This is a genomic window from Kitasatospora sp. NPDC004615 (genome assembly GCF_042873545.1).
In the GTDB taxonomy this organism is placed as follows: domain Bacteria; phylum Actinomycetota; class Actinomycetes; order Streptomycetales; family Streptomycetaceae; genus Kitasatospora.
Genome location: NZ_JBIALQ010000002.1, coordinates 266,672 through 292,769, shown reverse-complemented (window position 1 = coordinate 292,769; position 26,098 = coordinate 266,672). Strand labels below are relative to the sequence as shown.

General features: G+C 71.6%; 20 protein-coding genes and 1 riboswitch. Of the genes, 9 read left to right on the top strand and 11 right to left on the bottom strand.

Annotated features, from left to right (window positions below):
• Positions 1-30: 30 nt before the first annotated feature.
• The 6 genes from ACFYS8_RS08195 to ACFYS8_RS08170 all read left to right on the top strand — a co-directional run bounded on the left by ACFYS8_RS08195 (position 31) and on the right by ACFYS8_RS08170 (position 8,335).
• Positions 31-1,425 carry an HD-GYP domain-containing protein gene (locus ACFYS8_RS08195; RefSeq protein WP_387637474.1) on the top strand — a complete coding sequence of 465 codons (1,395 nt, stop codon included), beginning with the start codon at positions 31-33 and terminating at the stop codon, positions 1,423-1,425.
• Positions 1,422-2,741 (top strand): HD-GYP domain-containing protein, encoded by a 1,320-nt coding sequence (locus ACFYS8_RS08190; RefSeq protein WP_387637471.1) that lies wholly within the window; start codon positions 1,422-1,424, stop codon positions 2,739-2,741. Before ACFYS8_RS08195 ends, ACFYS8_RS08190 begins: the two co-directional genes overlap by 4 nt.
• Before the next feature lie 107 nt (positions 2,742-2,848).
• Positions 2,849-3,832: a tetratricopeptide repeat protein gene (locus ACFYS8_RS08185; RefSeq protein WP_387637468.1), complete on the top strand. Its 984-nt coding sequence runs from the start codon at positions 2,849-2,851 to the stop codon at positions 3,830-3,832.
• A 115-nt stretch (positions 3,833-3,947) separates the two neighbouring features.
• Positions 3,948-4,571 carry a peptide deformylase gene (def, locus tag ACFYS8_RS08180; RefSeq protein WP_387637465.1) on the top strand — a complete coding sequence of 208 codons (624 nt, stop codon included), beginning with the start codon at positions 3,948-3,950 and terminating at the stop codon, positions 4,569-4,571.
• 272 nt (positions 4,572-4,843) lie between these two features.
• Positions 4,844-6,232 carry a glycoside hydrolase domain-containing protein gene (locus ACFYS8_RS08175; protein ID WP_387637463.1) on the top strand — a complete coding sequence of 463 codons (1,389 nt, stop codon included), beginning with the start codon at positions 4,844-4,846 and terminating at the stop codon, positions 6,230-6,232.
• 111 nt (positions 6,233-6,343) lie between these two features.
• Complete coding sequence (locus ACFYS8_RS08170) at positions 6,344-8,335, top strand: glycoside hydrolase domain-containing protein (RefSeq protein ID WP_387637461.1); 1,992 nt, start codon at positions 6,344-6,346, stop codon at positions 8,333-8,335.
• A 92-nt stretch (positions 8,336-8,427) separates the two neighbouring features.
• Here ACFYS8_RS08170 and ACFYS8_RS08165 read toward each other — a convergent pair whose 3' ends face one another.
• The 3 genes from ACFYS8_RS08165 to ACFYS8_RS08155 all read right to left on the bottom strand — a co-directional run bounded on the left by ACFYS8_RS08165 (position 8,428) and on the right by ACFYS8_RS08155 (position 12,788).
• On the bottom strand, positions 8,428-9,447 hold the full coding sequence (locus ACFYS8_RS08165) for a ribonucleotide-diphosphate reductase subunit beta (protein ID WP_387637459.1): 1,020 nt from the start codon (positions 9,445-9,447) through the stop codon (positions 8,428-8,430).
• Positions 9,447-11,879, bottom strand: a complete 2,433-nt coding sequence (locus ACFYS8_RS08160; RefSeq protein ID WP_387637456.1) for a ribonucleoside-diphosphate reductase subunit alpha — start codon at positions 11,877-11,879, stop codon at positions 9,447-9,449. Before ACFYS8_RS08160 ends, ACFYS8_RS08165 begins: the two co-directional genes overlap by 1 nt.
• Before the next feature lie 172 nt (positions 11,880-12,051).
• Positions 12,052-12,184, bottom strand: a riboswitch (cobalamin riboswitch).
• A 109-nt stretch (positions 12,185-12,293) separates the two neighbouring features.
• Positions 12,294-12,788, bottom strand: coding sequence for a GNAT family N-acetyltransferase (locus tag ACFYS8_RS08155; protein WP_387637454.1), 495 nt, complete (start codon positions 12,786-12,788; stop codon positions 12,294-12,296).
• Between the two features lie 269 nt (positions 12,789-13,057).
• Here ACFYS8_RS08155 and ACFYS8_RS08150 point away from each other — a divergent pair, with 269 nt between their 5' ends.
• Positions 13,058-14,041 carry a helix-turn-helix domain-containing protein gene (locus tag ACFYS8_RS08150; protein ID WP_387637451.1) on the top strand — a complete coding sequence of 328 codons (984 nt, stop codon included), beginning with the start codon at positions 13,058-13,060 and terminating at the stop codon, positions 14,039-14,041.
• Between the two features lie 7 nt (positions 14,042-14,048).
• On the opposite strand, the gene ACFYS8_RS08145 is transcribed toward ACFYS8_RS08150, so the two are convergent.
• The 8 genes from ACFYS8_RS08145 to ACFYS8_RS08110 form a co-directional block, all read right to left on the bottom strand.
• On the bottom strand, positions 14,049-14,795 hold the full coding sequence (locus ACFYS8_RS08145; protein ID WP_387637448.1) for a histidine phosphatase family protein: 747 nt from the start codon (positions 14,793-14,795) through the stop codon (positions 14,049-14,051).
• Positions 14,796-14,961: 166 nt separating this feature from the next.
• Positions 14,962-16,557, bottom strand: a complete 1,596-nt coding sequence (gene mctP / locus ACFYS8_RS08140) for a monocarboxylate uptake permease MctP (RefSeq protein ID WP_387638855.1) — start codon at positions 16,555-16,557, stop codon at positions 14,962-14,964.
• A gap of 20 nt (positions 16,558-16,577) precedes the next feature.
• Positions 16,578-16,883 (bottom strand): DUF3311 domain-containing protein, encoded by a 306-nt coding sequence (locus tag ACFYS8_RS08135; RefSeq protein ID WP_387637446.1) that lies wholly within the window; start codon positions 16,881-16,883, stop codon positions 16,578-16,580.
• Positions 16,884-17,042: 159 nt separating this feature from the next.
• Positions 17,043-17,825 (bottom strand): GntR family transcriptional regulator, encoded by a 783-nt coding sequence (locus tag ACFYS8_RS08130; RefSeq protein WP_387637443.1) that lies wholly within the window; start codon positions 17,823-17,825, stop codon positions 17,043-17,045.
• A gap of 172 nt (positions 17,826-17,997) precedes the next feature.
• Complete coding sequence (locus ACFYS8_RS08125; RefSeq protein ID WP_387637441.1) at positions 17,998-19,572, bottom strand: glycoside hydrolase family 3 protein; 1,575 nt, start codon at positions 19,570-19,572, stop codon at positions 17,998-18,000.
• Positions 19,573-19,634: 62 nt separating this feature from the next.
• Positions 19,635-20,555, bottom strand: a complete 921-nt coding sequence (locus tag ACFYS8_RS08120; protein ID WP_387637438.1) for a carbohydrate ABC transporter permease — start codon at positions 20,553-20,555, stop codon at positions 19,635-19,637.
• Positions 20,552-21,541, bottom strand: coding sequence for a carbohydrate ABC transporter permease (locus tag ACFYS8_RS08115; RefSeq protein ID WP_387637432.1), 990 nt, complete (start codon positions 21,539-21,541; stop codon positions 20,552-20,554). Before ACFYS8_RS08115 ends, ACFYS8_RS08120 begins: the two co-directional genes overlap by 4 nt.
• Before the next feature lie 163 nt (positions 21,542-21,704).
• Positions 21,705-23,018 (bottom strand): extracellular solute-binding protein, encoded by a 1,314-nt coding sequence (locus ACFYS8_RS08110; RefSeq protein WP_387637429.1) that lies wholly within the window; start codon positions 23,016-23,018, stop codon positions 21,705-21,707.
• Between the two features lie 541 nt (positions 23,019-23,559).
• Here ACFYS8_RS08110 and ACFYS8_RS08105 point away from each other — a divergent pair.
• Both ACFYS8_RS08105 and ACFYS8_RS08100 read left to right on the top strand, forming a co-directional pair.
• Entirely contained in the window at positions 23,560-24,861 is a 1,302-nt protein-coding gene (locus ACFYS8_RS08105) for a sugar transporter (RefSeq protein ID WP_387637427.1), read from the top strand.
• Positions 24,862-25,038: 177 nt separating this feature from the next.
• Entirely contained in the window at positions 25,039-26,097 is a 1,059-nt protein-coding gene (locus tag ACFYS8_RS08100; RefSeq protein ID WP_387637424.1) for an SIS domain-containing protein, read from the top strand.
• The last annotated feature ends 1 nt before the right edge of the window (position 26,098 follow it).

Here is a 26,098-nt window from a genome sequence, read left to right as displayed (position 1 = left end):
CGCGAGCGCATCGCCCTGCCGGGGCGGGCCGTGGCCTATCTGGCCGCCGTGCTGACGGCGGCGACGGCCGCGCTGCTGCCGCTGTGGGCGTCCTGGCCGACGCTCGACTGGCCCCGGATCGGGCTGCTGGCCCTGCTGCACCTGTGCCTGGAGTCGCTCGCGCAGGGCGCGCGCACCCCGTGCGCCCGGGTGTGGCGGTGGCTGCGCGGCCGGTCCGGGCCGGAGCCCGCGGCGGACCCGCGCGGCAGCGGCTTCTTCCCGGTGCTGTTCGCCGGCGTGCTGATGCTGCCGCCCGCCGCCGCCGCCCTGGTCGCGCTGCCCGGGGCGCTGCTCGGCCCGGCCCAGCAGCCGCGCAACCTGCGCCGGGTGTGGAACGCCGCCCAGCTGGCGCTGGCCTCGGCGATCTCCGCCGAGGTGTTCCGGCTGCTCGGCGGCTCCCGGCTGCTACTGGGCACCCGCTTCCCCGGCGCGGCGTTCGGCGCGCTCGCCGCGATCCTGACGTTCTGCCTGGTCAACGGGGCACTGGTGGCCGGCATGGTGCGGCTGACCTGCGGCTCGGCCGGCCACGGCGTGATCCGCAAGCTGCGCCGGGCGGCGCCCGCGGCGCTGCTGCACGGCGCGGGCGGGCTGATGGTCGCGGTGCTGTGGCAGGGCCCGTACGGGGCGTTCGCCGCGGTGCTCGGGCTGCTGCCGCTGACCATCACCGCCTGGCTGTCCGCGCAGGGCCACCGCGAGCGGTCCGCGCACCGGGCCACCGTGCAGGCGCTGGTGCAGGCGGTGGAGATCAAGGACGCCTACACCCGCGGCCACAGCGAACGGGTCGGCCGGGCCTCGGTGCTGATCGCCCGCCAGCTGGGCCTCGCCGAGGACCGGATCCGCACCCTGCACTTCGCCGGCACCCTGCACGACGTCGGCAAGCTCGCGGTGGCCACCGAACTGCTGCGCCGCAACGGGCCGTTGACGGTCGCGGAGCGGCGCGCCGTCGAGGTGCACCCGGTGTTCGGGCACGAGCTGGTGCGGCAGCTGGACTTCCTCGGCGAGGGGCGGGACGGCATCCTGCACCACCACGAGCGGATCGACGGCCGGGGCTACCCGCACGGCCTGGCGGGGGACCGGATCCCCGAGTTCGCCCGGATCATCTCGGTCGCCGACGCCTTCGACTCGATGACCTCCACCCGTTCCTACCGGCGCGGCCGCCCCGTCCAGGAGGCCGTCACCGAACTGGAGCGGTGCGCGGGCAGCCAGTTCGACCCGGTGATGGTGCGGGCCCTGGTCGAGGCCGTCGCCGAACACGGCTGGCAGCCCGAACCGCCGCCGCCCGGCGGCTGGGACGGCGAGGTGCCGGACATTCCGCTCGGCGTGCCCGAACCGGCCCGGATGCCGCAGCAGTCCGGGCAGGGCCAGCCCGCCGGCGGGGCGACGTGACCCTCCGGCGGCCGGGACCGGCCGACCTGCTGCACGGCGTGGCCGCCGCGCTCGGCGGCTGCGCGCTGGTGCACGCGCTCGCCGTCGGCACCAGCCAGCCCGAGGTGGCGCTGGCGTTCACCGCCCTGATCGCGCTCGGCCAGTGCGCCGGGCCCGCGCTGCCCGGCGACCGCGAACCCGCGCCGGTGGCCACCGCCGTCGCCCTCGCGTACGCGCTGCTCGGGCCGCTGCACGGACTGCCCACCGGGCACGGGGTGTCGCAGACCGCCGCCGTCACCGCGGTCGGCACCGCTGCGGGCCTCGCCGCGCAGCTCGCGGGCCGGGCCGCGCTGGCCGCCGTCCGCCGCCGGCCGCGCGGCCCGCTGGGCGGACTGGACGCCGCCGCCCGCCGGGTGGTCACTGTCTCCTTCGCGGCGCTGCTGTTCCAGCCGCTGTACGAGTCCGGCGCCACCGACCGGCTGCCCGGCCCCGCGTACGGGGCGCTGCTGGCGGCCGTCGCCGCGCTGGCCGCGCTCGGCGACGCGGTGCTGGCCGCCGGGCAGCAGCGGGCCCGCACCGGGCTGCGGTACAGCGCCGCGCTCGACGACCAGCTGCACGCGCTGCTCGGCATCGGTTCCGCGCAGGTCGCCACCGGGCTGCTGCTCAGCCTGCTGGCGGGCGAGGCCGGGCTGTGGGCGCTGCCGGTGTTCTGCGTGCCGCTGCTGCTCGCGCAGGCCTCGTTCCGGCGGGCCGTCGAGGTGCGGGCCACCACCGGGCAGACCATCGAGACGCTCGCCCGGGCCACCGAGATCGCCGGCTACACCACCCCCGGGCACGCCCGCCGGGTGGCCGACACCGCGTGCGCGCTGGGGCGCGAACTGGGGCTCGGGAGCCGCGAGTTGACACTGCTGGAATATGCGGCGCTGATGCACGACATCGGTCAGCTGTCGCTGGTCGAGCCGGTGCCCGGCGGGGCGACCGCGCTGCTGGCCGATGACGAGCAGCAGCGGATCGCCCGGCTCGGCAGCGAGGTGATCCGGCGCACCGGCGTGCCCAAGCAGGTGTGGCAGCAGGTCGCCCGGCTCGCCGACCCGTGCCGGCTCGACGACGGCCGGCACGACCCCACCCTGCCGCTGGCCTCCCGGATCATCCGGGTCGCCAACGCGCACGACGACCTGCGCACCGCCGCCGCCGACCGCCCCCGGGCCGGCGTCCTCGATCCGCTCGAGCACCTGAGGCTGGACGGCGGCCGCGGCTACGACCCGGTGGTGCTGGACGCGCTCGCCCGGCTCGGCCGCCGCGGCCACCGCGCGGCCCGCTGCCGGTTCGCGGCCTGAATGGCCGCGCGGGGCGCGCCGCCCATGGCGGGCGTGGTTGGATGCGGTCGTGGCGGGAAGACCCGGAGGCGGGGCGACCCGGTGACGACCGACGGCAAGGGACCAACGTGAGGATCTTCCACCGCGCACGGCACCGTCCGTCGGCGACCTGGCGGCAGACCACCGACCGTGCGTTCACGCTGATCGGCGACGGCCGGTACGAGGACGCCGGGGCGCTGCTGGTGATGGCGGCCGACCTGGAGCCGTCGCTCTCCGACTCCTGGTTCAACCTGGCCCTGCTGCACAAGTTCCGCCGCGACTGGGAGCAGGCCCGCAGCGCCGGCCTGCGCGCGGTCGCGCTGCTGGACCGCCAGCACGGCGCCCCGGACTGGTGGAACCTCGGCATCACCGCCACCGCCCTGCAGGACTGGCCGCTGGCCCGTCGCGCCTGGCAGGCGTACGGGCTGCGGCTGCCCGGCGGGCCGGGCACGGACGGGCCGATCGAGCTCGACCTCGGCACCACGCCGGTGCGGCTGTCCCCGGACGGCGAGTCGGAGGTGGTGTGGGGCCGCCGGCTCGACCCGGCGCGGATCGAGGTGCTGTCCATCCCGCTGCCGTCCTCCGGCCGCCGCTGGGGCGAGGTGGTGCTGCACGACGGCTCCCCGCACGGCGAGCGGGTCGCCGACGGCGTCGCCTACCCGGTGTTCGACGAGATCGAGCTGTGGGCGCCGTCCCCGGTGCCGACCTGGGTGGTGCTGCTGCAGGCCGCCACCGCCGCCGACCGGGACGCGCTGGAGAAGACCGTCGCCGACGCCGGGTACGCCGCCGAGGACTGGACGTCCTCGGTGCGACTGCTGTGCCGTACCTGCTCGGAGTCCCGGATGGCCATCGACGACGGCCACACCGCGCACCACGACCCGCACGACGACGGCGACCCGCTGCACCCCGGTCACCTCAGCCACCTCAGCCAGGGTTCGGCCGGCGGCCCCTGGCAGATCGAACGCGAATGCGGCATCGCCGCGCCCGCCGGGCTGGTCCGCACCCTGCTGGAGCGCTGGGCCGCCGCCTCCCCGGCCACCCGCGCCTACCGGGACCTCGAAGAGGTGTGCTGATCCGCTGCTGACCGCCCCCAGCCCCAAGGGGGGCTGGGAGGTACCCCCACGCGCCACCGCGCCCCGTACTCTGGACCGGTACACCAGCCGGACGCGGACGGAGCGGAAGCAAGCGATGGCCGAGCACCACGACCACGAGCACGACGACGAGCAGCAGGAGACCGAGGTCCGGCTGGTCGGCGAGCTGCCCGACCCGAACAAGGGCACCGCCCGCCCGATCACCGTGGTCGGCAACCCGGTGCTGCACCGCGAGACGCAGACCGTCACCGCCTTCGACGACGACCTCGCCGCGCTCATCGACGACATGTTCCAGTCGATGTACGCCGCCGAGGGTGTCGGCCTGGCCGCCAACCAGATCGGCGTCGACCTGAAGGTCTTCGTCTACGACTGCCCCGACGACGAGGGTGTCCGCCACATCGGACACGTCGTCAACCCGGTGCTGGAGGAGCTCCCGGCCGGCCGCCGCAGCCTCGACGACGGCCAGGAGGGCTGCCTGTCGGTGCCCACCGCTTACCAGGAGCTCGCCCGCCCCGGCTACGCCGCCGTCAACGGCCAGGACAAGCACGGCAACCCGGTCCGGGTCGAGGGCACCGGCTTCTTCGCCCGCTGCCTCCAGCACGAGACCGACCACCTGTACGGCTACCTGTACATCGACCGGCTCTCCAAGCGCGACCGCAAGGACGCCCTGCGGCAGATGGCCGAGGGCACCCCCAAGTACGCCACCGTGCCGAACGCCTGACGTACTCCCGCCTCCGGAAGGGGGGTCGCGCCCACCGGCGCGACCCCCCTTCCGGTATGTCCGGGTTCGGGCAGGTGTGTCGGGCCGGAGCGGCGCGGAAGCGGCGGCTAGTGTCCGCGACCAGACGCGACGGAACTCGGACGAGAGGCTGGCCGATGGGCAGGCTGCGGCGGACGGCGGCACACGCCGGAATGGTCTTACTGGTGGTGGCGGGGACCGGCGGGGGCTGGTCGGCCGGGGCCGGTCAGCAGAAACGTTTTGCCTATGAGGGAGTGCCGGTCCGGCCACCCGCCGACCGGCCCCCGCCGCTGCTGGACCAGGCACCCGCCCCCCGCGACTGCCTGCGCCAGGACGTCAGCGCGGTCGACCCGGCGGCGCCGGACGGGGACCAGGACTGCCGCACACCACCGGTGCCGGGCCCGGCCCACGGGCTGCTGACCGAACCCGCCCGCCCCGCGCCCGTCCCCCCGTCCCCGCCGCGGCCGGCGCAGGACGCCGTCGCCCCCCACCAGGCCCCCACGGTGACCGACAGCCAGAACGGCGCCCCGGACAACACCCGCGACGGCGACGAGGACGACAGCCCGCGCACCGACGTCGTCGGCTACGCCTTCGACCGCTGCTCCGCACCACCGGACAGCGCGATGCAGACCTGGGCGGAGTCCTCCCCCTACCGCGCCGTCGGGGTGTACATCGGCGGGCCCTCGCAGGCCTGCGCCTCACCCGACTGCGACTGGGTGGACGCCCGGAACGCCGAAGGCTGGGGCTTCCTGCCGATCTACGTCGGCCACCAGGCCGCCCGCGGCCGCCTGCTGGTCGACGCCGACCAGGAAACCGCCTGCCAACAGGGCTCCGACGCCGCCGACGACGCCGTGCAGAAGGCCGAAGGACTGGGCTTCCAGCCCGGCGCGGTGCTCTACAACGACATGGAGAACTACGAGTCCTCCGTCTACCGCGACCGCGTCCTCGCCTACCTGGCCGGCTGGACCGACCAGTTGCACGCCCACGGCTACCGCTCCGGCGTCTACACCGGCGCCGCCAGCGGCGTGCAGGACCTCGCCGGACGCTGGGACGACGACTCCTACCCGGAGCCCGACGTCCTCTGGGCCGCCGCCTGGAACTCCCACCACGACGTCACCGACGACGGCATGGGCCTGCCCGACGAAGGCCGGTTCACCGGCGGCCGGCGCGCCCACCAGTACCTGGGCGACACCACCGAGGAGTACGGCGGCGTCAGCATGCGCATCGACGCCAGCTACCTGGACGTCACCTCACCCGCCGGCGACGACGGCCGGCTGCGCCCCGGCGAGCGGCTCGCCGCCGGACGCAGCGTCGGCAACGACGAGGTGGAACTGACCATGCAGGACGACGGCGACCTCACCGTCCGGATGCGCGGCGACGGCCGGCTGCTGTGGTCGGCCGGCACCGGCGGCCACCCGGGCGCGTACGCGGTGCAGCAGGACGACGGCAACCTGGTGCTCTACGCCCCCGACGGCGGCCCCGGGGTGGGCGGCGCGTTGTGGGCCACCGGCACCTGGAACAGCCCGGGGGCGTTCGCGACGCTGCAGGACGACGGCAACTTCGTGCTGTACCGGCGCGGAGGCGGCCCGGAGACCGGAGGCGCCGTGTGGGCCACCGCCACCTGGGGATTCTCCCCGCACTGAGCAGGGCCGCCCGACCGAGGGCGGACAAAGGGCCTGGACGAGTGGTCACCTCCATCCACTACAGTCCCTGACGTCACATCAGGTCGGATACGACTCAGGGGTGGGAACCACATGAAGCGTCGTACAGCAGCACGGGCCGCGGCCGTCGTGCTCGCCGTCTCGGGACTGGCCACGGCCGTCCCCAACGCGTGGGCTGCGGACACGGCGGGCGCGGGGGCGGGCACCGGCGGGCAGGCCACCAAGCGGATCGACTACCAGGGCTTCCACGCCCAGGTGCCCGCCGACTGGCCGGTCGTCGACCTCGCCGCCGCGCCCGGCACCTGCGTCCGGCTCGACGTCAGCGCCGTCTACCTGGGCACCCCGAGCGGGGACCAGAACTGCCCGGCGCACCTCGCGCCCGGCCACGCCGACGGCCTGCTGATCCAGCCGGTGGAGAGCGGACGCGTCCAGGGCACCGTGGTGCCCGGGCAGCCGGTCGCGGCGGGCGTGCTGAAGGAGGCCGAGGCCGGCCACCAGATCCAGGCCAAGCTCGGCACCAGCGGGCTGCAGGTGACGGCCAGTTACGCCACCTCGGCCGACCGGGTCCGGCAGATCCTGGAGACCGCGAGCGTCGACGCCGGGGCCCGCGCGACCGCCGCGCCGTCCACCGCCAAGCCCGCCCTGGCCGGCACCGCCCCGCGCACCGACGTCGCCGGGTACGCCTTCGACCGCTGCGCCGCGCCGTCCGACACCACCATGTCGACCTGGGCCGCGAACTCCCCGTACCGGGCCGTCGGCGTGTACATCGGCGGGCCCTCGCAGGCCTGCGCCTCGCCGGTGAAGAGCTGGGTGGACGCCCGGAACGCCGAGGGCTGGGGCTTCCTGCCGATCTACGTCGGCCGCCAGGCCGCCCGCGGCAACCTGCTCGTCGACCCCGATGTGGCCGTCGCCCGCCAGCAGGGCTCCGACGCCGCCGACGACGCGATCGCCAAGGCCAACGGCCTCGGCTTCCAGCCCGGCGCGGTGCTCTACAACGACATGGAGAACTACGACTCCAGCGTCTACCGCGACCGGGTGGTCTCCTTCCTGGCCGGCTGGACGGCGCAGCTGCACAACAAGGGCTACCGCTCCGGCGTCTACGCCAGCGCCTCCAGCGGCGTCAAGGACCTCGCCGCCCGCTACACCGACAGCTCCTACCCGGAGCCCGACGTGCTGTGGGCCGCCGCCTGGAACTCGCACCACGACGTGACCGACGCCGGCATGGGCCTGACCACCCCCGGCCAGTGGATGCCCGGCCGCCGCGCCCACCAGTACGCCGGCGACGTCACCGAGACGTACGGCGGCATCGCCATGGGCATCGACGCCAACTACCTGGACGTCACCTCGCCCGCCTCCGGCAACTCCCTGCAGCCCGGCCAGCGCCTCGCCCCCGGCCAGAGCATCAGCAGCAACGCGGTCACCCTGACCATGCAGACCGACGGCAACCTGGTCGCCAACCTGAACGTCGGCGGCGGCCGCCCGCTGTGGAGCAGCAACACCTACGGCAACGCCGGCGCGTACGCCGTCATGCAGGACGACGGCAACCTGGTCGTCTACCGCAGCAACGGCGGCCCCGGCAACGACGGCGCCCTGTGGGCCACCGGCACCTCCAGCGCCGGCGCGTACGCCACCGTGCAGGACGACGGCAACGTGGTGGTCTACCGCCGCGGCGGCGGTTCGGGCGCCGGCGGCGCGCTGTGGGCCACCGGCACCTCGGCGTTCGCGCCGAAGATCGGCTCCGGGCAGCGCCTGTACAGCAACCAGTGGACCCAGTCGGCGACCGTCCGGCTGGTCATGCAGGACGACGGCAACCTGGTGATGTACCGCCGCAGCGACAACGCCGCGATCTGGTCCACCAACACCTGGGGCAACGCCGGCGCGTACCTCTCCATGCAGCCCGACGGCAACATGGTGATCTACAAGGCGGGCAGCACCACCGCCGCCCTGTGGAGCACCAACTCCTACGGCAACACCGGGGCGTACGCCCTGCTCCAGGACGACGCCAACTTCGTGGTCTACACCCAGAACGGCAGCCCGAGCGCCGGCGGCGCGGTCTGGGCCAGCGGCACCTCGGGCCGCGGCTGACCCGCCGAGGTTCCTGAGAACGGCCGAGGGCCGCACCCCGTGGGAACGGGGTGCGGCCCTCGGCCGTGTGCGGGGTGCGGCCCGGTTCCGGCCTAGAAGTCGTCGTCGAAGGAGACCGAGCCCTCGACGGCGACCTGGTACGCGGAGACCCGGCGCTCGAAGAAGTTGGTCAGCTCCTGGACGTTCTGCAGCTCCATGAACCCGAACGGGTTGGTCGAGCCGTAGCGGATCGGCAGGCCGAGGCGGGCCAGGCGCTGGTCGGCGACGGCCTCCAGGTACTGGCGCATCGAGGCGGTGTTCATGCCGGGCAGGCCGTCACCGCACAGGTCCTGGGCGAACTGGAGCTCGGCCTCGACGGCCTCCTCCAGCATCTCGGTGACCTGCTTGGCCATCTCGTCGTCGAAGAGGTCGGGCTCCTCCTCGCGGACGGTGTCGACCACCGAGAACGCGAAGTCCATGTGCATCGACTCGTCGCGGAACACCCAGTTGGTGCCGGTCGCCAGGCCGTGCAGCAGGCCGCGGCTGCGGAACCAGTACACGTAGGCGAACGCGCCGTAGAAGAACAGGCCCTCGACGCACGCCGCGAAGCAGATCAGGTTCAGCAGGAAGGCCCGCCGGTCGTCCTTGCTCTGCAGCGAGTCGATGTGGTCGACCGCGTTCATGTACTTGAAGCAGAACTGCGCCTTCTGCGCGATGGAGGGGATGTTCTCCACCGCGGCGAAGGCCGCGTTGCGGTCCTCCGGGTCGGGCAGGTAGGTGTCCAGCAGCGTCAAGTAGAACTGGACGTGCACGGCCTCCTCGAACAGCTGCCGCGACAGGTAGAGCCGCGCCTCCGGCGAGTTGATGTGCTTGTAGAGGCTCAGCACCACGTTGTTCGAGACGATCGAGTCACCGGTGGCGAAGAACGCGACCAGCCGGCCGATCATGTGCCGCTCGCCCTCGGAGAGCTTGGCGAGGTCGGCGACGTCGGAGTGCAGGTCCACCTCCTCGACGGTCCAGGTGTTCTTGATCGCGTCCCGGTACCGGTCGTAGAACGACGGGTAGCGCATCGGACGCAGCGTCAGCTCGAAGCCCGGGTCGAGCAGCATCTTCTTCTGGTCTTCGGAGCTCATTACTGGCACGCCTCGCAGGACTCGGGGTTCTCCAGGGAGCAGGCGATGGCGTCCTGCTCGGCCTGGCTGAGGGTCGGGGTCTGCACCGGCACGGGCGCGGCGGTGCGGGCGGTGCCCGACGCGGCCTGGGCGATCCGGGTCGCGGGGCGGGAGCGCAGGTAGTAGGTGGTCTTCAGACCGACCTTCCAGGCGTACGCGTACATCGAGGACAGCTTGCCGATGGTCGGCGCCGCCATGAACAGGTTCAGCGACTGGCTCTGGTCGATGTACGGCTGCCGGGCGGCGGCCAGGTCGATCAGCGCGCGCTGCGGCAGCTCCCACGCGGTGCGGTACAGCGAACGGACGTTCTCCGGCAGCCACTTGAAGTCCTGCACGGAGCCGTTGGCCTCGCGCAGCTCGTCCCGGGTCTGCTGGTCCCAGACGCCGAGTTCCTTCAGCTCGCGCACCAGGTACGGGTTGACCTGGAGGAACTCGCCGGACAGCGTCTCGCGCTTGAACAGGTTGGACACCTGCGGCTCGATGCACTCGTAGACGCCGGCGATGGACGCGATGGTCGCGGTCGGGGCGATCGCCAGCAGCAGCGAGTTGCGCAGACCGGTCTCGGCGATCCGGGCGCGCAGCGCGTCCCAGCGCTCGGTCCACTGCGGGGTGGCACCACCGCTGTGCTGGTCTTTAAAGAAATGGTCGATGTGCAGCTGGCCGCGGGCCGCGCGGGTCTCGCCGTACGCCTCATGGCGGCCGAACTGCTCGGCCAGGTCCGCGGAGCGCTCGTACGCGGTGAGCATGATGCGCTCGGAGATCAGCGTGGAGAGCGCCTTCGCCTCGGCGGAGTCGAAGTCCAGCCGGAGCTTGAAGAAGACGTCCTGCAGGCCCATCACGCCCAGGCCGACCGGGCGCCAGCGGGAGTTGGACGTCCCGGCCTCGGTGGTCGGGTAGAAGTTGATGTCGATCACGCGGTCGAGGAAGGTGACCGCGGTGCGCACGGTGGCGTCCAGGCGGTCCCAGTCCATCGCGTTGATCAGGTCGTCCGCCGAGGCGCCCGGGGCGACGTGCGCGCCCAGGTTGACCGAGCCCAGGTTGCAGACCGCGGTCTCGGAGTCGTCGGTGACCTCCAGGATCTCGGTGCACAGGTTCGAGGAGTGCACCGTGCGGCCCGGCAGCGCGGTCTGGTTGGCGGCGCGGTTGGAGGCGTCCTTGAAGGTCATCCAGCCGTTGCCGGTCTGCGCCAGGGTGCGCATCATCCGGGCGTACAGCGTCTGCGCCGGGATGGTGCGGACGGCCTTGCCGGCCAGTTCGGCCTTGCGGTAGGCCTCGTCGAAGTCGGCGCCCCACAGGTCGACCAGCTCGGGGACGTCCGCCGGGGAGAACAGCGACCAGTCCTCGTTGGCGTTCACGCGGCGCATGAACTCGTCCGGGATCCAGTGCGCCAGGTTCAGGTTGTGGGTGCGGCGGGCCTCTTCGCCGGTGTTGTCGCGGAGCTCCAGGAACTCCTCGATGTCGGCGTGCCAGGTCTCCAGGTACACGCAGGCCGCGCCCTTGCGCCGTCCGCCCTGGTTGACCGCCGCCACGGAGGAGTCCAGGGTGCGCAGGAACGGGACGATGCCGTTCGACTTGCCGTTGGTGCCGCGGATCAGCGAGCCGCGGGAGCGGATCCGGGAGTAGGACAGGCCGATGCCGCCGGCGTGCTTGGACAGCCGGGCGATCTGCGCGTAGCGGTTGTAGATCGAGTCCAGGTTGTCCAGCGGCGAGTCCAGCAGGTAGCAGGAGGACATCTGCGGGTGCCGGGTGCCGGAGTTGAACAGCGTCGGGGAGCTGGTCAGGTACTCCAGGCGGCTCATCAGCTTGTAGAGCTCGGCCACCTCCAGCACCGACTGCTCGGAGTTGCCGACCGCCAGGCCCGCCGCCACGCGCAGCAGGAAGTGCTGCGGGGTCTCGACCACCTTGCGGGTGATCGGGTGGCGCAGCAGGTAGCGGGACTGCACGGTGCGCAGGCCGAAGTACTCGAAGCGGTCGTCGCCGGCGGCGTCGATCAGCGAGTCGAACAGCGCGGTGTGGGCGGCGACGAACTCGGCGGTCGCGTCGCCGATCAGGCCCTCGGCGTGGCCGACGGCGATCGAGGCGGAGAACGAGGTGACGCCCTGGGTGGCGGCCTCGTCGGCGATCTCCATCGCCAGCAGGCGGGCGGCCAGCTTCGAGTACTGCGGGTCCTCGGCGATCATCGACGCGGCGGCCTCCACGGCCAGCCCGCGCAGCTCGGCGAAGTCCGAGCCGGCGTGGCGGCCGCGCAGCGCGGCGGCGGCGACGTGGCCGGGGTCCACCTGGGGGAGGTCGGTGCTGCGGTCGGTGAGCAGCCGAAGCAGTGCCGCACCGGGGTCGGTGAAGGCGTCGGCGGAAGCCTGGGACGGCAGGGTGACTGAGGCGGCGACGGTCAAGGCGCACTCTCTCCTGTGGCGGCGGCGGACGTGGCTCAAGGTGTCCGGTGGCGCGCGTGCGGCAGGGGAGGACGGCACGCCGAAAACGCTTGATCGGCGCGCGAAAGACCCACCCCCGGCCCGCCCGCGAGGCCGGACGGCAAAACAGTGCTGCATGGCGTCTGCGGGGATGCCGTGTCGCACACCGTCGGTCAGGTCCTCGGACTGCGCGGGCGTTGCTACAGCCCGCTCACCGTTGCGGGGCAGTCCCGGATTCGCACCGGGTTCCCCTGCTTCGACAGCGAGGTCGAGCATACATGTTGTGGCGGCTGGAGCTGGCGGCACCAGATGTAGTAGCGCGTGTCGCGTTGGAGGTGCCGCGCGTAGACAACGGAAACCGCGCCGGAGCCGCCTCGGAACGGCCGCAGAACCGCCTCAGAACCGCATCGTGTAGACCATCAGGTCCACGCCCGGGGCCGCCTCCCAGTCCCGTCCGGGGGTGCGGAGGAAGCCCAGAGCATCGTAGATCCGGTGCGCCGCGGTCATCTCCGGCCGGGTGGAGAACGCCATCCCGGCCAGTCCCAGTTCCCGGCTGCGGTCCATCGCCGCGCGGACCAGCGCCCGTCCGACGCCGCGCCCGCGGGCGGCCGCGCCGACCGCCAGCATCCGGATCTCGCCCTCGTCTGGGAGCGCGACGTCCGCCCAGGGGGTGCCGCCTGCGGCGAACGTCACGCAGCCGAGGACCGTCCCGTCGCCGTCGACGGCGACCAGCAGCTCGGCCTCCCGGTTGCGGCGTGCGGTGTCCCTCAGCAGTTCGACGTAGCCGGACGCGGGGTCGGTGTGGCCGTCGCCGACGAAGGCTTCGATGCTGACCTCCCCGGCTCCGGCGAGGTCGTGGTCGAGGGCGCGGCGGACGATCGGGGAGTGCATCCGGACAGTGTGCCGGACCGCGTCCGGCGCGGGTCGGCCAGGTCCGGGTCGAAGGGGTAGCCGGTCGGGCGGTGCCGTTCGGGCCGGCCCGGGCGGCCGTTGCGGTTCAGGTCCCGGCCGACCAGAACGCCGAGGAGTCCGAAGCTGCCGATGAGGCCCAGCAGGGCGAGCGCGGAGGTCATGGCCCCACTCTCCGCGCCGCCGCACCCCGTCACGAGTGGCAGGAACGCAGCATTGCCACGAAATCCTGCCACTGCCATGCTGGACGGATGCTGAGGAACGTCGCGGTGATCGTGCTGGAGGAGATCCACCCCTTCGAACTGGGCGTGGCCTGCGAGGTGTTCGGCCTGGACCGCAGCGACACCGGCCTGCCGGTGTACGAGTTCGGCCTGGTCGGCGACCGGCCCGGCCCGATGCGCACGCACGCCGGCTTCGACGTCCACGTGCCGTACGGCCCGGAGCGGCTCGCCGAGGCGGACCTGGTGATCGCCACCGCCACCGGCATCCGCGACCACTACCCCGAGGCGCTCTGCGAGGCCCTGCGGGCCGCCCACGCGCGCGGCGCCCATACGCTGTCGATCTGCTCCGGCAGCTTCCTGCTCGGCGCCGCCGGCCTGCTCGACGGCCGCCGCAGCACCACCCACTGGCGGTACGCCGACGTGCTGGCCGAGCGCTTCCCGCTGACCACCGTCGAACCCGACGTGCTGTACGTGGACGACGACCCGGTGATCACCTCGGCCGGCACCGCCGCCGGCATCGACGCCTGCCTGCACCTGGTGCGCAAGGTGCAGGGCGCCGAGGTGGCCCGGGAGATCGCCCGCCGGATGGTGGTCGCCCCGCACCGCGACGGCGGGCAGGCGCAGTTCGTCACCCGCCCGCTGCCCGAGGGCGACGGCGAGTCACTGGCCGGGACGCTGGAGTGGATGCGCCACCGCCTCGACCGGGAGACCAGCGTGGACGACCTCGCCCGGCACGCCCACATGTCCCCGCGCACCTTCGCCCGGCGCTTCCAGCAGGAGACCGGCACCACCCCGCACCGCTGGCTGACCGGCCAGCGGGTGCTGTTCGCGCAGCGCCTGCTGGAGTCCACCGACGAGAGCGTGGACGCGGTCGCCGCCCGCTGCGGCTTCGGCAACGCCGCCACCCTGCGGCACCACTTCGGCCGCCGCCTCGGCACCACCCCGCAGGCCTACCGGCGGGCCTTCGGCGGGCCCGGCGGCCTCGGGCGGGCTGCCGAGCGGCAGCCCGCCTGACGGCCGCTCAGGACAGGTGCGAGGTCTGGTTCCAGCCGGACGGCCGCAGCCGGCCCTCGCGGGCCCGCCACAGGCTGGTCGAGCAGTTGCCCACCGGCGGCAGCGCCAGCAGCTCCTCCTCGCCCAGCCGGTCCAGCACGTGACGCAGCATCAGCACCGTGCAGTCGTGGGCGACCAGCAGCACCGGCCGGCCGGCCTCCTCCTCGTTCAGGTCGCGCAGCAGGCCGCGCACCCGCAGCGCCACGTCCAGCCAGGACTCGCCGCCGGGCGGCCGGTAGTACAGCTCGCCCATCCGCCGTCGGCGCTCCGCCTCGGCGGGGTGGTCGCGTTCGATGGCGGCCTTGGTGAGCATCTCCAGCACGCCCAGCTCGCGGTCGCGCAGCCGCTCGTCGTAGCGGATCGGCAGGCCCACCGGGACGGCGCCCAGCCCGGACGCCTGGGCGAGGGCGATTCTCGCGGTCTCCGCGGTGCGCACGTACGGGGAGCACCACACCGAGCGGGGCCGGTCGGCGGGCGGCAGGGCGGCCCACCAGCGGCCCAGGTCCTGGGCCTGGGCCTGGCCGCGCAGGGAGAGCGGGATGTCGGCGTCGCGGCAGGTGATCGGGACGGTCAGGGCACCGGTGGAGTCCGCGTGCCGGAACTCCACGTTGGCGGTGGACTCGCCGTGCCGGGTGGCGATCAGGACCGACGGCAGCCGCCGTCCGCCGTCGGCCTGGGTGCGGTGCCCGTTGCGTACCGTGGTGAGGTCGGTCATGGCGGTGGCTCCCCGTTGTCGGTGCTGCCTCGGTGGTGCTCGTCTCTCCCGTGTCTCTCCCGAAAAGGGCGGTCATAACAGATGATCGCGCCGTCACCCCAGTGTCGATCGAGGCAACGGCGCGACCCAAGGGCGCAAACGGGGGCGGGTTGCGCCCCCGCACGCGTCAGTGCGCCAGCGTGGGCTGCGGGGCACGCTCCACAGCCTCGTCACCGGCCTCCGCGGAGTAGTCGGCCTTCGAGGTCTCGTCGACGCCCTCCGGGGCCTTCAGGGCCCGCAGCACCAGCGTCAGCACCACCGCGACGAGCAGGTTCAGCACGAACCCGGTCAGGCCGATGTAGCCGATCTCGCCGATCACCGGGATCTTCGCGGCCGACCCGCCGAAGTGCTTGGTGGCCGGCGAGGACACCCCGTACGCCCGCCAGGTGCCGTAGATCATGCCGGTCGCCCAGCCCGCCAGCAGCGCCCAGCGGTGGAACCACCGGGTGAACAGGCCCGCCACCAGCGCCACCGCGGTCTGCAGGATCCACACGCCGCCCAGCAGTTGCATGTTGATCGCCGCCTGCTTGTCCATCACCAGCACGAACGCCAGCGCGCCGACCTTCACCAGCAGCGAGGCGATCTTCGCCACCCGGGTCTCGTCGGCCGGCGTCGCGTCCGGCTTCAGGAACTCCTTGTAGACGTTGCGGGTGAACAGGTTCGCCGCCGCGATCGACATGATCGCGGCGGGCACCAGCGCGCCCACCCCGATCGCCGCGAACGCCACCCCGGTGAACCAGCTCGGGAACATGTCCGCGAACAGCTGCGGAACGGCCAGCTGGGCGTTGAAGTGCTTGTCGCCCTTGCTCACCCCCGCGGCGATCGCCATGAAGCCCAGCAGCGCCAGCAGACCCAGCATCAGCGAGTACGTCGGCAGGATCGCCATGTTGCGGCGCACCGTGTTGCGGGACTTCGCCGCCAGCACGCCCGTCACCGAGTGCGGGTACATGAACAGCGCCAGCGCCGACCCGAACGCCAGCGTCGCGTACGACCACTGCCCGGCCGGCCCGACGAGCATCGACCCCGGGGCCTTGCCGGTCACCGGATCGGGCTGGAACTTGTGCGCCGCCGCGTCGAAGATGTGCCCGTAGCCGCCCAGCCGCATCGGAATGTAGATCACCGCGACCAGGATCACCACGTACACCAGGGTGTCCTTGACGAAGGCGATCAGCGCCGGCGCCCGCAGGCCCGACGAGTACGTGTACGCCGCCAGCACGCCGAACGCCAGGAACAGCGGCAGGTCCTTCAGGAACCAGTTCCCGGTGCCGCCCACGCCCAGCACGTCCAGTACGGCCTGGATGCCCACCAGCTGCAGCGCCACGTACGGCATGGTCGCCAGGATGCCGGTCAGCGCCACCGCCGCCGACAGCCCGCGCGACCCGTACCGTCCGCGCACGAAGTCCGCCGGCGTCACATAGCCGTGCACCCGCGACACCGACCACAGCCGGGGCAGGATCAGGAACACCAGCGGGTACGCGATGATCGTGTACGGCACCGCGAAGAAGCCCGCCGCGCCCGCGCCGTAGACCAGGGCCGGCACCGCGATGAACGTGTACGCGGTGTACAGGTCGCCGCCCAGCAGGAACCAGGTGATCCAGGTGCCGAAACTGCGGCCGCCCAGACCCCACTCGTGCAGGTGCTCCGCGTTGTCCGCCCGGCGCCAGCGCGCGGCCAGGAAGCCCATCACGGTGACCGCGGCGAAGAACAGCAGGAAGACCGTCATCGCGGTCCAGTCCACGTGCTTCACAGCTGCTCACCCCCGTCCGGCTGGGCGGGCACGGGGAGCGGCCCGGCCGAGGCGGCGGCCTTGCGGGCCGCCTCGTCACGGCGCAGCAGCAGGTACGCGGAGGTGGTGAACACCGCCGACAGCGGCACCCACATCAGCTGGTACCAGTAGAAGAACGGCATACCGCCGAGCGCCGGGTCGGTCTTGCTGTACGACGGCACCCACAGCACCACCACGATCGGCACCAGCAGGCACAGGCCGGCCAGCACCCGGGCGGGGGAGACCGCGGGCAGTGCGCCCGCGGATGGCGTTTGAGACGACACGAGCGGCTCCCGGATGACGAGGAGTCACCTCACTGGCACCGCACCGCACATTGCTGTACGTCCGCCGAGCAGCACCTTCGGTGATCGAAAGGTCTCCGCGAGAGTAGGGCAGGGGAGTGACTTGTGTCACTACCCTGTCAACTTCGTGTTACGCCGCGCCTATGCGGGCCGCTGCAGCCTGGTCGTGAACTTGTACCGGTCCCCGCGGTAGATCGACCGCACCCACTCCACCGGCGCGCCGTCCGCGTCGAAGGAGTGCCGGGACAGCTGGAGCATCGGCAGGCCCAGGTCGGAGCCGAGCAGGCCGGCCTCGCGCGGGTTGGCGAGGGTGGTCTCGATGGTCTCCTCGGCCTCGGCGACCGTCACCCCGTAGACCTCGCGCAGCGCGGTGTAGAGCGAGTTGTGCTTGGCGAGGTTGCGTCGGAGCGCGGGGAAGCGCTTGGCCGACAGGTGCGCCACCTCGATCGCCATCGGGTCGCCGTTCGCGAGCCGGAGGCGCTCGATCCGCAGGACGCGCCCGCCGGGCTTGATGTCCAGCAGCGGGGCGAGCCGCTCGTCCGCGGAGATGTACGCGACCTCGACCAGGCGGGAGGTCGGCTCCATGCCCTGGGCGCGCATGTCCTCGGTGTAGGAGGTCAGTTGCAGCGCCTGCGCGACCTTCGGCTTGGCGACGAAGGTGCCCTTGCCCTGGATGCGCTCCAGCCGGCCCTCGACCACGAGTTCCTGCAGTGCCTGCCGGACGGTGGTGCGGGAGGTGTCGAACTGGGCGGCCAGTGCCCGCTCCGGGGGCACCGGGGTGCCGGCCGGCTGGGTCTCGGTCAGCTGCAGCAGGTGCCGCTTCAGGCCGTAGTACTTCGGTACCCGGGCCGTGGTGGTGGCAGGGCCGGTCTGGATCGGCACCGTGGAGCCCTCGGCGAGCGCCGAATCCCTGTCGCCACTCATGGCAGCTCTCACTCCTCGTTGGAGACGGGTCCTTAAGGGACCCCTAAGTCCTATGTAACAGCACATGTTTGCACGCACGGGTGAGCAAGCGGGAGCACCTGCGGGCAAACCGGCATGCGACGGGCCCGGAACGGAGCGACTGGCGTCCGGCCCGGGCCCGTACCCGAGTGTCTCAGCCCGCGGTCGCCGCGGTCACCGCGAGTCCGGCCAGCGCCTCGGCCGCGGCTGTCCCGCCGACCCGCGAACCGCCGTACGTGGCAAGGGTGGTGACGCCGAGCGGGGCGAACAGCCCGGACAGCCCGTGGGCGGTGCCGATCTCCACCACGACCGCGTCGGGGCGGTGCTCCACCAGGGCGAGCGCGGCCCGGCGCATCCAGGAGTGGCGGTGCACGTCGCGCACCACCAGCACCAGCGGACGGCCGATCGCGGCGCCGAGCAGCGGGGCGGTGTCGATCTCGGCGTCCTCGGCGGCGACCGCCACGTGCAGCAGGCCGGAGCCCTCGGTGACGGTGGCCGGCGGGGAGACCCGGCTGGAGGTGGTGCCGGGGATCAGCTCGGTCAGCGGACCGGCCACGCCCCACGGGGTGTCCTCGCCGGCCGCGATGTTCGCGCCGGGGGAGAACTCGACCACGTGCGGCACGCCGTTCAGCGGGCGGAGTTCGCCGGTGATCCGCAGCGCCCGGCGGGCGGCGGCCAGGCCGACGCCGGCCTCGCCCCGCTGTCCGAGCTGCGAGGCCCGCAGGGCGGCGGACCAGCGGGCCACCGCGCGGTTGCGCTCGGCGGCCTCGTGCAGCCGTTCGGCCGGCAGCCGGCCCTCGCGGACCGCCCACACCAGCGCGTCGCGCAGGTACACGAAGGCGTCCTCGTCCTGCAGGCCGCCGCCGACGCAGATGGTGTCGGCGCCGGCCGCGACGGCCCGCACCGAGCCGGCCGCGACGCCGTGGGTGCCGGAGATGGCGCCCATCTCGATGCCGTCGGTGACGATCAGTCCGTCGAAGCCCAGTTCCTCGCGGAGCAGCCCGGTGAGGATGCGCTGCGACATGGTGGCGGGCAGCTGGGCGTCGTAGGCGTCGAACAGGATGTGCGCGGTCATGATGCTCTTCACGCCGGCCGCGATGGCGGCCTTGAAGGGCAGCAGGTGCTGGCCGAACTGCTCGGCGGCCAGGTCGATCCGGGGCAGTCCGAGGTGCGAGTCGCCGGCCGTGTCGCCGTGGCCGGGGAAGTGCTTGGCGCAGGCCGCGACGCCGGCCGACTGCAGGCCGCGGACGTACGCGGCGGTGTGACGGGCCGCCAGTTCGCCGTCGCCGCCGAAGGACCGGACGCCGATGACCGGGTTGTCCGGGTTGGAGTTGACGTCCGCGTCGGGCGCGTAGTTGAGGTTGACGCCGACGCCGGCCAGGTCGAACCCGATGGAGCGGGCGACCCGCTCGGTGAGGTCGGTGTCGTCGACCTCACCGAGCGCCAGGTTGCCGGGGTAGGAGGACCCGCTGGTCACTTCGAGGCGGGTGACGTCGCCGCCCTCCTCGTCGGTGGCGATCAGCAGGTCGCCGTTGAGCGCGTACATCTCACCGGTCAGCGCGGCGACCTGCTGCGGGGTGCGGATGTTGCGGCCGAACAGGGCGACGCCGCCGAGTTCGCCGTCGCCCAGTCTGCGGCGCAGCCACTCGGGTGCGGTCAGACCGGCGAAGCCGGGCTGCAGGACCGCTCCGGCGTCGCGCAGGAGTTCGGCGCTTTCCGTACCGGGCATCGCCATGGTTCCTTCCCTGGGGGTGGAGGTGCTTCAGGTGCGATTGGGGTGAGGAAGGGACCTTAGCCCTTGACCGCACCGGCGGTGAGACCCGCCGACACCTTCTTCTGGAAGAACACGAACAGGATGATGACGGGCAGCGAGACCAGCAGACCGCCGGCCATCTGCGCGCCGTAGTCCGCACCCCGGGTGGGGGTGGTGGAGTAGAAGGTCAGCCACATCATCGAGGTGTGAGCCTTGCTGCTGCCCAGCAGCACGTTGGCGACGATGAACTCGTTCCACGCCTGGATCCAGCTGTAGACACCGGTGGTGATCAGGCCGGGCAGGGTGAGCGGCAGGATGATGCGGAAGAACGCGCCCCACTGGGTGCAGCCGTCGACCATGGCGGCCTCGTCCAGCTCCGCCGGGATGTTCACGATGAACGAGCGCAGCGTCCAGACCACGTACGGCACGGTGAAGACCAGGTACGCGATGATCACACCGAACAGGGCGTTGGTCAGCCCGGCGTTGTTCATCACCACGAACAGCGGAATGATGATCGCCAGCAGCGGCACCATCTGGACGACCAGCATGGTGATGATGAAGAAGTTGCGGCCGCGGAAGTTGAACCGGGCCACGGCGACGGCGGCGAGGAAGCCGACCACCACGCCGAGCGCCACCGCGCCGAGGGTGAGGATCAGGGTGTTCTGCAGCGACGGCAGGAACTCGGGGTCGTCGAAGATCGTCTTGTAGCTCTCGAACGAGAAGGTCGAGGGCCAGAAGGTCGGGTCCTGGGCGATCAGGTCCTTGTTCGTCTTGAACGTGGTGATGATCATCCAGTAGATCGGGAAGGCCATCACCACGGCGACGCCGATGGCGAGGATGTTCCAGAACCAGGTCATCACCGGGCTGCGGCCGACGGTGCGGGCCTTGACCTTCTTCTTCGGCTTGGCGGCCTCGGGCGCCAGCGGCGGCCCGGACGGGTGCGTCGTCGTCGCGGTCATCGCTCGTTGGCTCCGATCTTGAGCATCTGGCGGATGTAGAACACGAGTACCGCCAGCATCATGACGATCATGATGATCGAGATCACCGAGCTCTCGCTGTAGCGCGAGCGGACGATGCCGTTCATGTACAGGTAGATGCCGATGGTCCAGTAGCCGGGCTCGGGCGAGGAGTTGCGCAGCGCGAAGATCTGCGCGAAGACCTGGAAGTCCCAGATGAAGCTGAGCGCGGCGGAGATCATCAGGAACGGCTTGATGACCGGGAGGGTCACGTGCCGGAAGACCTGGAGGTTGTTGGCGCCGTCCAGCCGGGCGGCCTCGGTCAGCTCCGGCGGCACCTGGGTGAGCGCGGCGTACAGGCCGAGGACCAGGAACGGCAGCGCGCCCCAGATGATGACCGCGGCGCCGACCACGAACAGGCCGACGGTCGGGTCGGCGAACCAGTCGTAGTGCTTCCAGGACTCGTCACCGGTGACCAGGAAGGCCAGGTAGTCGACCACACCGCCGTTGGCGGAGAACAGCCAGCGGAACACCTGGCCGTTGACCAGCGCCGGGATCGCCCAGACGAACATCATCACGGTGATGACGGTGACCCGGACCCAGTTGGACACCCGGTTCAGGAGCAGCGCGATCGCCATGCCCAGCACCAGCGAGAGGATGACCAGCTCGGCGGTGAAGTAGATCGAGCGGAGCACGACCTCCCAGAACTGGTCGTCCCCGAGGATCTTGCTGAAGCCCTCGAAGCCGATGTACTTCGCCATCTCGGGGTGCGCCAGCAGCGCGTACCGGTTGACGTTCTGGAACGACAGGTCGAACAGTCTGAACAGCGGATACGCCAGAACGCCCACCAGTACGACGACGGCGGGCAGCAGAAGCGTGTAGGGGATGTACTGGCCGGCCGCGAAGAATCCGCGGCGCTGCGGCTTCCCCGCCGGGGCAGGTCCCGACTTTTCGGACCGGGTCACGGTCTCGTTGGTGGTCACACTCATCAGGGTCCTTCCCGGGCCCGCGGGTTCTGGTCGGTCCTGGCGCACGGGTGGGCAGTCCGCGTGATTGCGGACTGCCCACCCCCTGGGCCTGTCCGGCCTTCTGGCGCTCAGTGCGGTGGTCCGCCCGGGAGCGGACTCCCGGGCCGACCGCGGATCAGCTGGGTCAGCCGTTCAGGTCCTTGACGATGACGTCCTGGGCCTTCTTGAGCTCGGTGGCCGGGTCGCCACCGGCGGCGATCGCGCTGAACGCGGTCTTCAGCGCGGTCTCGTCGGCGCCGGACCACAGCGGCGAGTTCGGGATGAACCAGGTCGCGCCCTCGGCCGCCTCACCGGTGGCCTTGTTCGCCGGGTCGGCCTGCTTGTAGGCGGCGACCAGGTTCTTGGCGTTCGGGATGGCGTGCTTGGCGAGCAGGGTCTGCTGCGCGGTGTTGGTGTAGATCTGCAGGAAGGTCGCGCCCAGGCCCGGGTTGGCGGCCTTGGACGGGACGGCCAGGTCGGAGCCGCCGAGGAACGCCGGGGTCGGGGTGCCGGCCGCGGTGCCCGGGAGGGCGATGGTGGCGAGCTTGTCCTTCAGGGTCGGGTCGCCGATCTTCGGGTCGGCGACCGAGCCGACCTCCCAGCTGTTGCCGATGATGGCGGCGATGTTGCCCTTGGCCATCATCGCGTCCTGGGTGGCCTCGTCATTGGTGGTGCCGCCGACCGAGAAGTCCTTCTGCAGGTCGCCCCAGGTCTTGACGCCCTCGAGGAACTTCGGGTCGGTCAGGTTGCCGGCCCACTTGTCGCCGTCCTTCTTGGCGATGACACCCTTGACACCGAACTGACCGGCGCCGAAGGCGACCGCGGAGTACCAGTTCTGGCCCGGCATGTAGAGGGCCGAGAAGTTGGCGGTGCCGGCGTTGGCGGCCTTGACCTTGGTCAGGGCGGCCTTCAGCTCGTCGATCGTGGTCGGGGCCTGGGTGACACCGGCGGCGTCGAACAGGTCCTTGCGGTAGATCAGGACGCGGGCACCGGCGTAGTACGGGACGGCGTAGGTCTTGGTGCCGTCGGCCGACTGGCCGGAGGCGGCGACCGAGTCCAGCCACTTGTCCGAGTTGTCGAACTGGCTCTTGACCCCGGTCAGGTCGACGAAGGAGCCGGCCTCGATGTACTTGGCGGCCTGGGTGTTACCGACCTCCAGCGCGTCCGGCGCGTTGCCGGAGAGCAGGGCGGTGTCGAGCTTGGTGGTGTAGTTGTTCCAGGTCTGCCACTGAACGTCGACCTCGGCGCCGGTCTGCTCGGTGAACTCCTTCTTCGCCGCGTCGACGACCTCGGGCCAGCCCTTCTGGGCGTCCTGCATCAGCCAGACGGTGATCTTCTTGCCCTTGCCGTCCTTGCTCAGGGTGGCCTTGTCACCGCCGGAGCCGGACGAAGACGAGGAGCAAGCCGAGGCGACGAGCACGGTGGCGACAGCGGCCACGGCTGCGATCTTGCGGTTCAAACCATCCTCCAGGGATGAGCAAGGTGGGGCACCGGGCCGCCGGGCCATGGGCCCTGAAGCTGCGTCGTGCCGTAAGGGGGAACGTCACCGGGTGACACGGACACGAACTGCCGGGGCAGGCGGGCCGATCCGTGAGGTGGAGTAGACCATTGGTTTAGACCAACGCCTGGAGATTGGCATGGACCAATGACGAGCGTCAAGGGATCGAAGAGCGTCTGCACAAGCCGTTATCAACGCTTGACTAGGCCGTGTTGGACTGGACCAAGTCGGGGGGCGGATCCGGATATGACGGGACGAATCGGCCACATCGGAACGCTCGCCTCCGGTTACTCAATGTGGCCTGAAGTGAACCTTAAGTGAGCCTTAAGGGGCATACCCACCCCGGTATTGACGTGAGCGGGGCGAAATCAGCAACGGATCGACAACAAGCGGGACTTGTAATCATCACGCGCGTTGACGCTGCAAATGGTCTGGGCCAGTATCCGGAAAGCTGGTCTGTACCACTCGCGCAGACCTCCCCCACCTGATTCGGAGGATTTGCGTGAAGCGTCAGGTTCTGGCCACGCTCGGCACCGCCGTTCTGCTGGCCACCGCCGTCGGCTGCTCGTCCGGCGGCTCGGCCGCGTCGCCGGGCGGCGCCGACCCGAAGACCGCGACCGGCAGCGTCACGGTGTGGCTGATGGACGACGCCCAGAAGAGCTGGCCGGAACTGGTGCAGCAGGTCAACGACCAGTTCGCCGCGAAGTACCCCAAGGTGGAGCTGAAGCTCAGCTACCACTCCTGGAAGGACAAGATCGCCGAGCTGGACGCCGCGATCGCCACCAACCAGGCGCCCGACGTCGTCGAACTCGGCAACACCGAGACCACCAAGTACATGGTGAACGGCACGCTGGCCGGACTCGACCGGACCGGATTCGACAACTCCGACAACTGGATCAAGGGTCTCGCCGACACCTGTACGTACAACCAGAAGCTTTACTGCGTTCCTTATTACGCGGGCGCCCGGGTCGGCGTCTACAACGCGAAGATGTTCCAGGACGCCACCGGTTCCGCCGATCTCCCGCAGACCGAGGAAGAACTCACCGCCGCCCTCGACAAGGTGGCCCTGCGCAACAAGAGCACCGCCGGATTCTCCGCGCTCTACCTGCCCGGCCCGTACTGGTACGCCGCGATGTCCTACGTCACCGCGTACGGCGGCTCGATCGCCAAGTTCGACTCCAGCGGCGTCTGGCACGGCACCCTGCACGATCCCAAGTCGCAGGCCGGCCTCCAGCACTTCGTCAACCTGGTGAAGACGTACAACAAGGGCGATCTGAAGGTCAACGAGGCCAAGCAGGCGGGCGTGCTCGGCCACGAGAAGGCCGCGCTGATCTACGCCAACGGCTGGGAGCTGAGCGACGCGGTCGCCCCGATCACCGGCACCCCGGCGCTCAAGAACTCGCTGAAGATCGTCACCATGCCCGGCCCGAACGGCAAGCCGCTGCCCTCCTTCATCGGCGGCTCCGACCTCGCCGTCACCGCCAAGTCGCAGAACGCCGCGATCGCCACCGACTGGGTGCGGATGTTCACCAGCACCAAGTCCGAGCAGGTGCTCGCCGACAAGGACACCCTGCCGAACAACCTGACCCAGCTGGCGCCGCTGAAGAACAAGCCCGCCACCGCCGCGGCCGCCAACGCCGTCCAGGACGCCTGGTTCACCCCGGCCGCCCCCGGCTGGGGCGCGGTCGAGAAGCAGAACGTCCTGGTGAACATGCTGGACTCGATCTTCAAGGGCAAGAGCGTCGACGACGCCACCAAGGAAGCCGACGCGCAGATCGACCAGCTGATCAACAACCCGAGCTGATTCCCGCGGACCGGACGCCGACGCACCGTCACGACGTGTGCAGCGGCGCCCGGTCCACGTAGGATCGGCACAGCACAGTTCCACGCAGCGAGGGTGCGGACTCGCCGCCGTTCCAGAGGTCCCCGTCGGGCATCCCGCCCCACGGGGTAGAACCATCTCTCCACGGAGGCACCCCCGATGTCCGACCCGCAGACTGTTTCCGCACCCGGCAGGATCATGTCGGCGGAGATGGCCGAGCAGCCGGCCGTCCTGCAGCGCATCCTCGACGAGGGTGCGCCCGCGATCCGTGAGATCGCCAAGCAGATCGCCGCCCGCAACCCGCGGTTCGTCCTGCTCACCGCCCGCGGCACCTCCGACAACGCCGCGCTGTACGCCAAGTACCTGATCGAGGTGCTGCTCGGCAAGCCCGCCGGCCTCACCTCGATGTCCACCACCACCGCGTACGGCGCCAAGCCGGACCTCACCGACTGCCTGGTCATCACCGTCAGCCAGTCCGGTGGCTCGCCCGACCTGGTCGCCTCCACCAAGGCGGCCCGCGAGGCCGGCGCGATCACCCTGGCGGTCACCAACAACGCCGGCTCGCCGCTCGCCGAGGTCTCCGAGTTCCACATCGACGTGCTGGCCGGGCCGGAGAAGGCGCTGCCCGCCACCAAGACCTACACCGCCGAGCTGCTCGCGCTGTACCTCTTCATCGAGGGCCTGCGCGGCAACGACGGCGACGCGGCGAAGGTCCTGCCGGAGCTGGCCGCCGGGATCCTGGCCCGCCAGGCCGAGGTCAAGGCGCTCGCCGAGCGGTACCGGTTCGCCCAGCGCCTGGTCATCACCTCGCGCGGCTACGGCTACCCGACCGCCCGCGAGGCGGCGCTGAAGCTGATGGAGACCACCTACATCCCGGCCTCCCCGTTCTCCGGCGCCGACCTGCTGCACGGCCCGCTGGCCATGGTCGACAACGTCTCGCCGGTCATCGCGATCGTCCCCGACGGCCGCGCCGGCGAGGCCCTGCAGCCCGTCCTGGACCGCCTGCGCGGCCGGGGCGCCGACCTGGTCGTCATCGGCCAGCAGGACCAGGTCGACGCCGCCAGCGCCGGCTTCGCCCTGCCGGGCGGGGTGCCGGAGGAGGTCCAGCCGATCCTGGAGATCCTCCCGCTCCAGCTCCTCGCGTACGAGGTCACCATCGCCCGCGGCCAGGACCCGGACGCGCCGCGCGCTCTCGCGAAGGTCACCGAGACTCACTGAC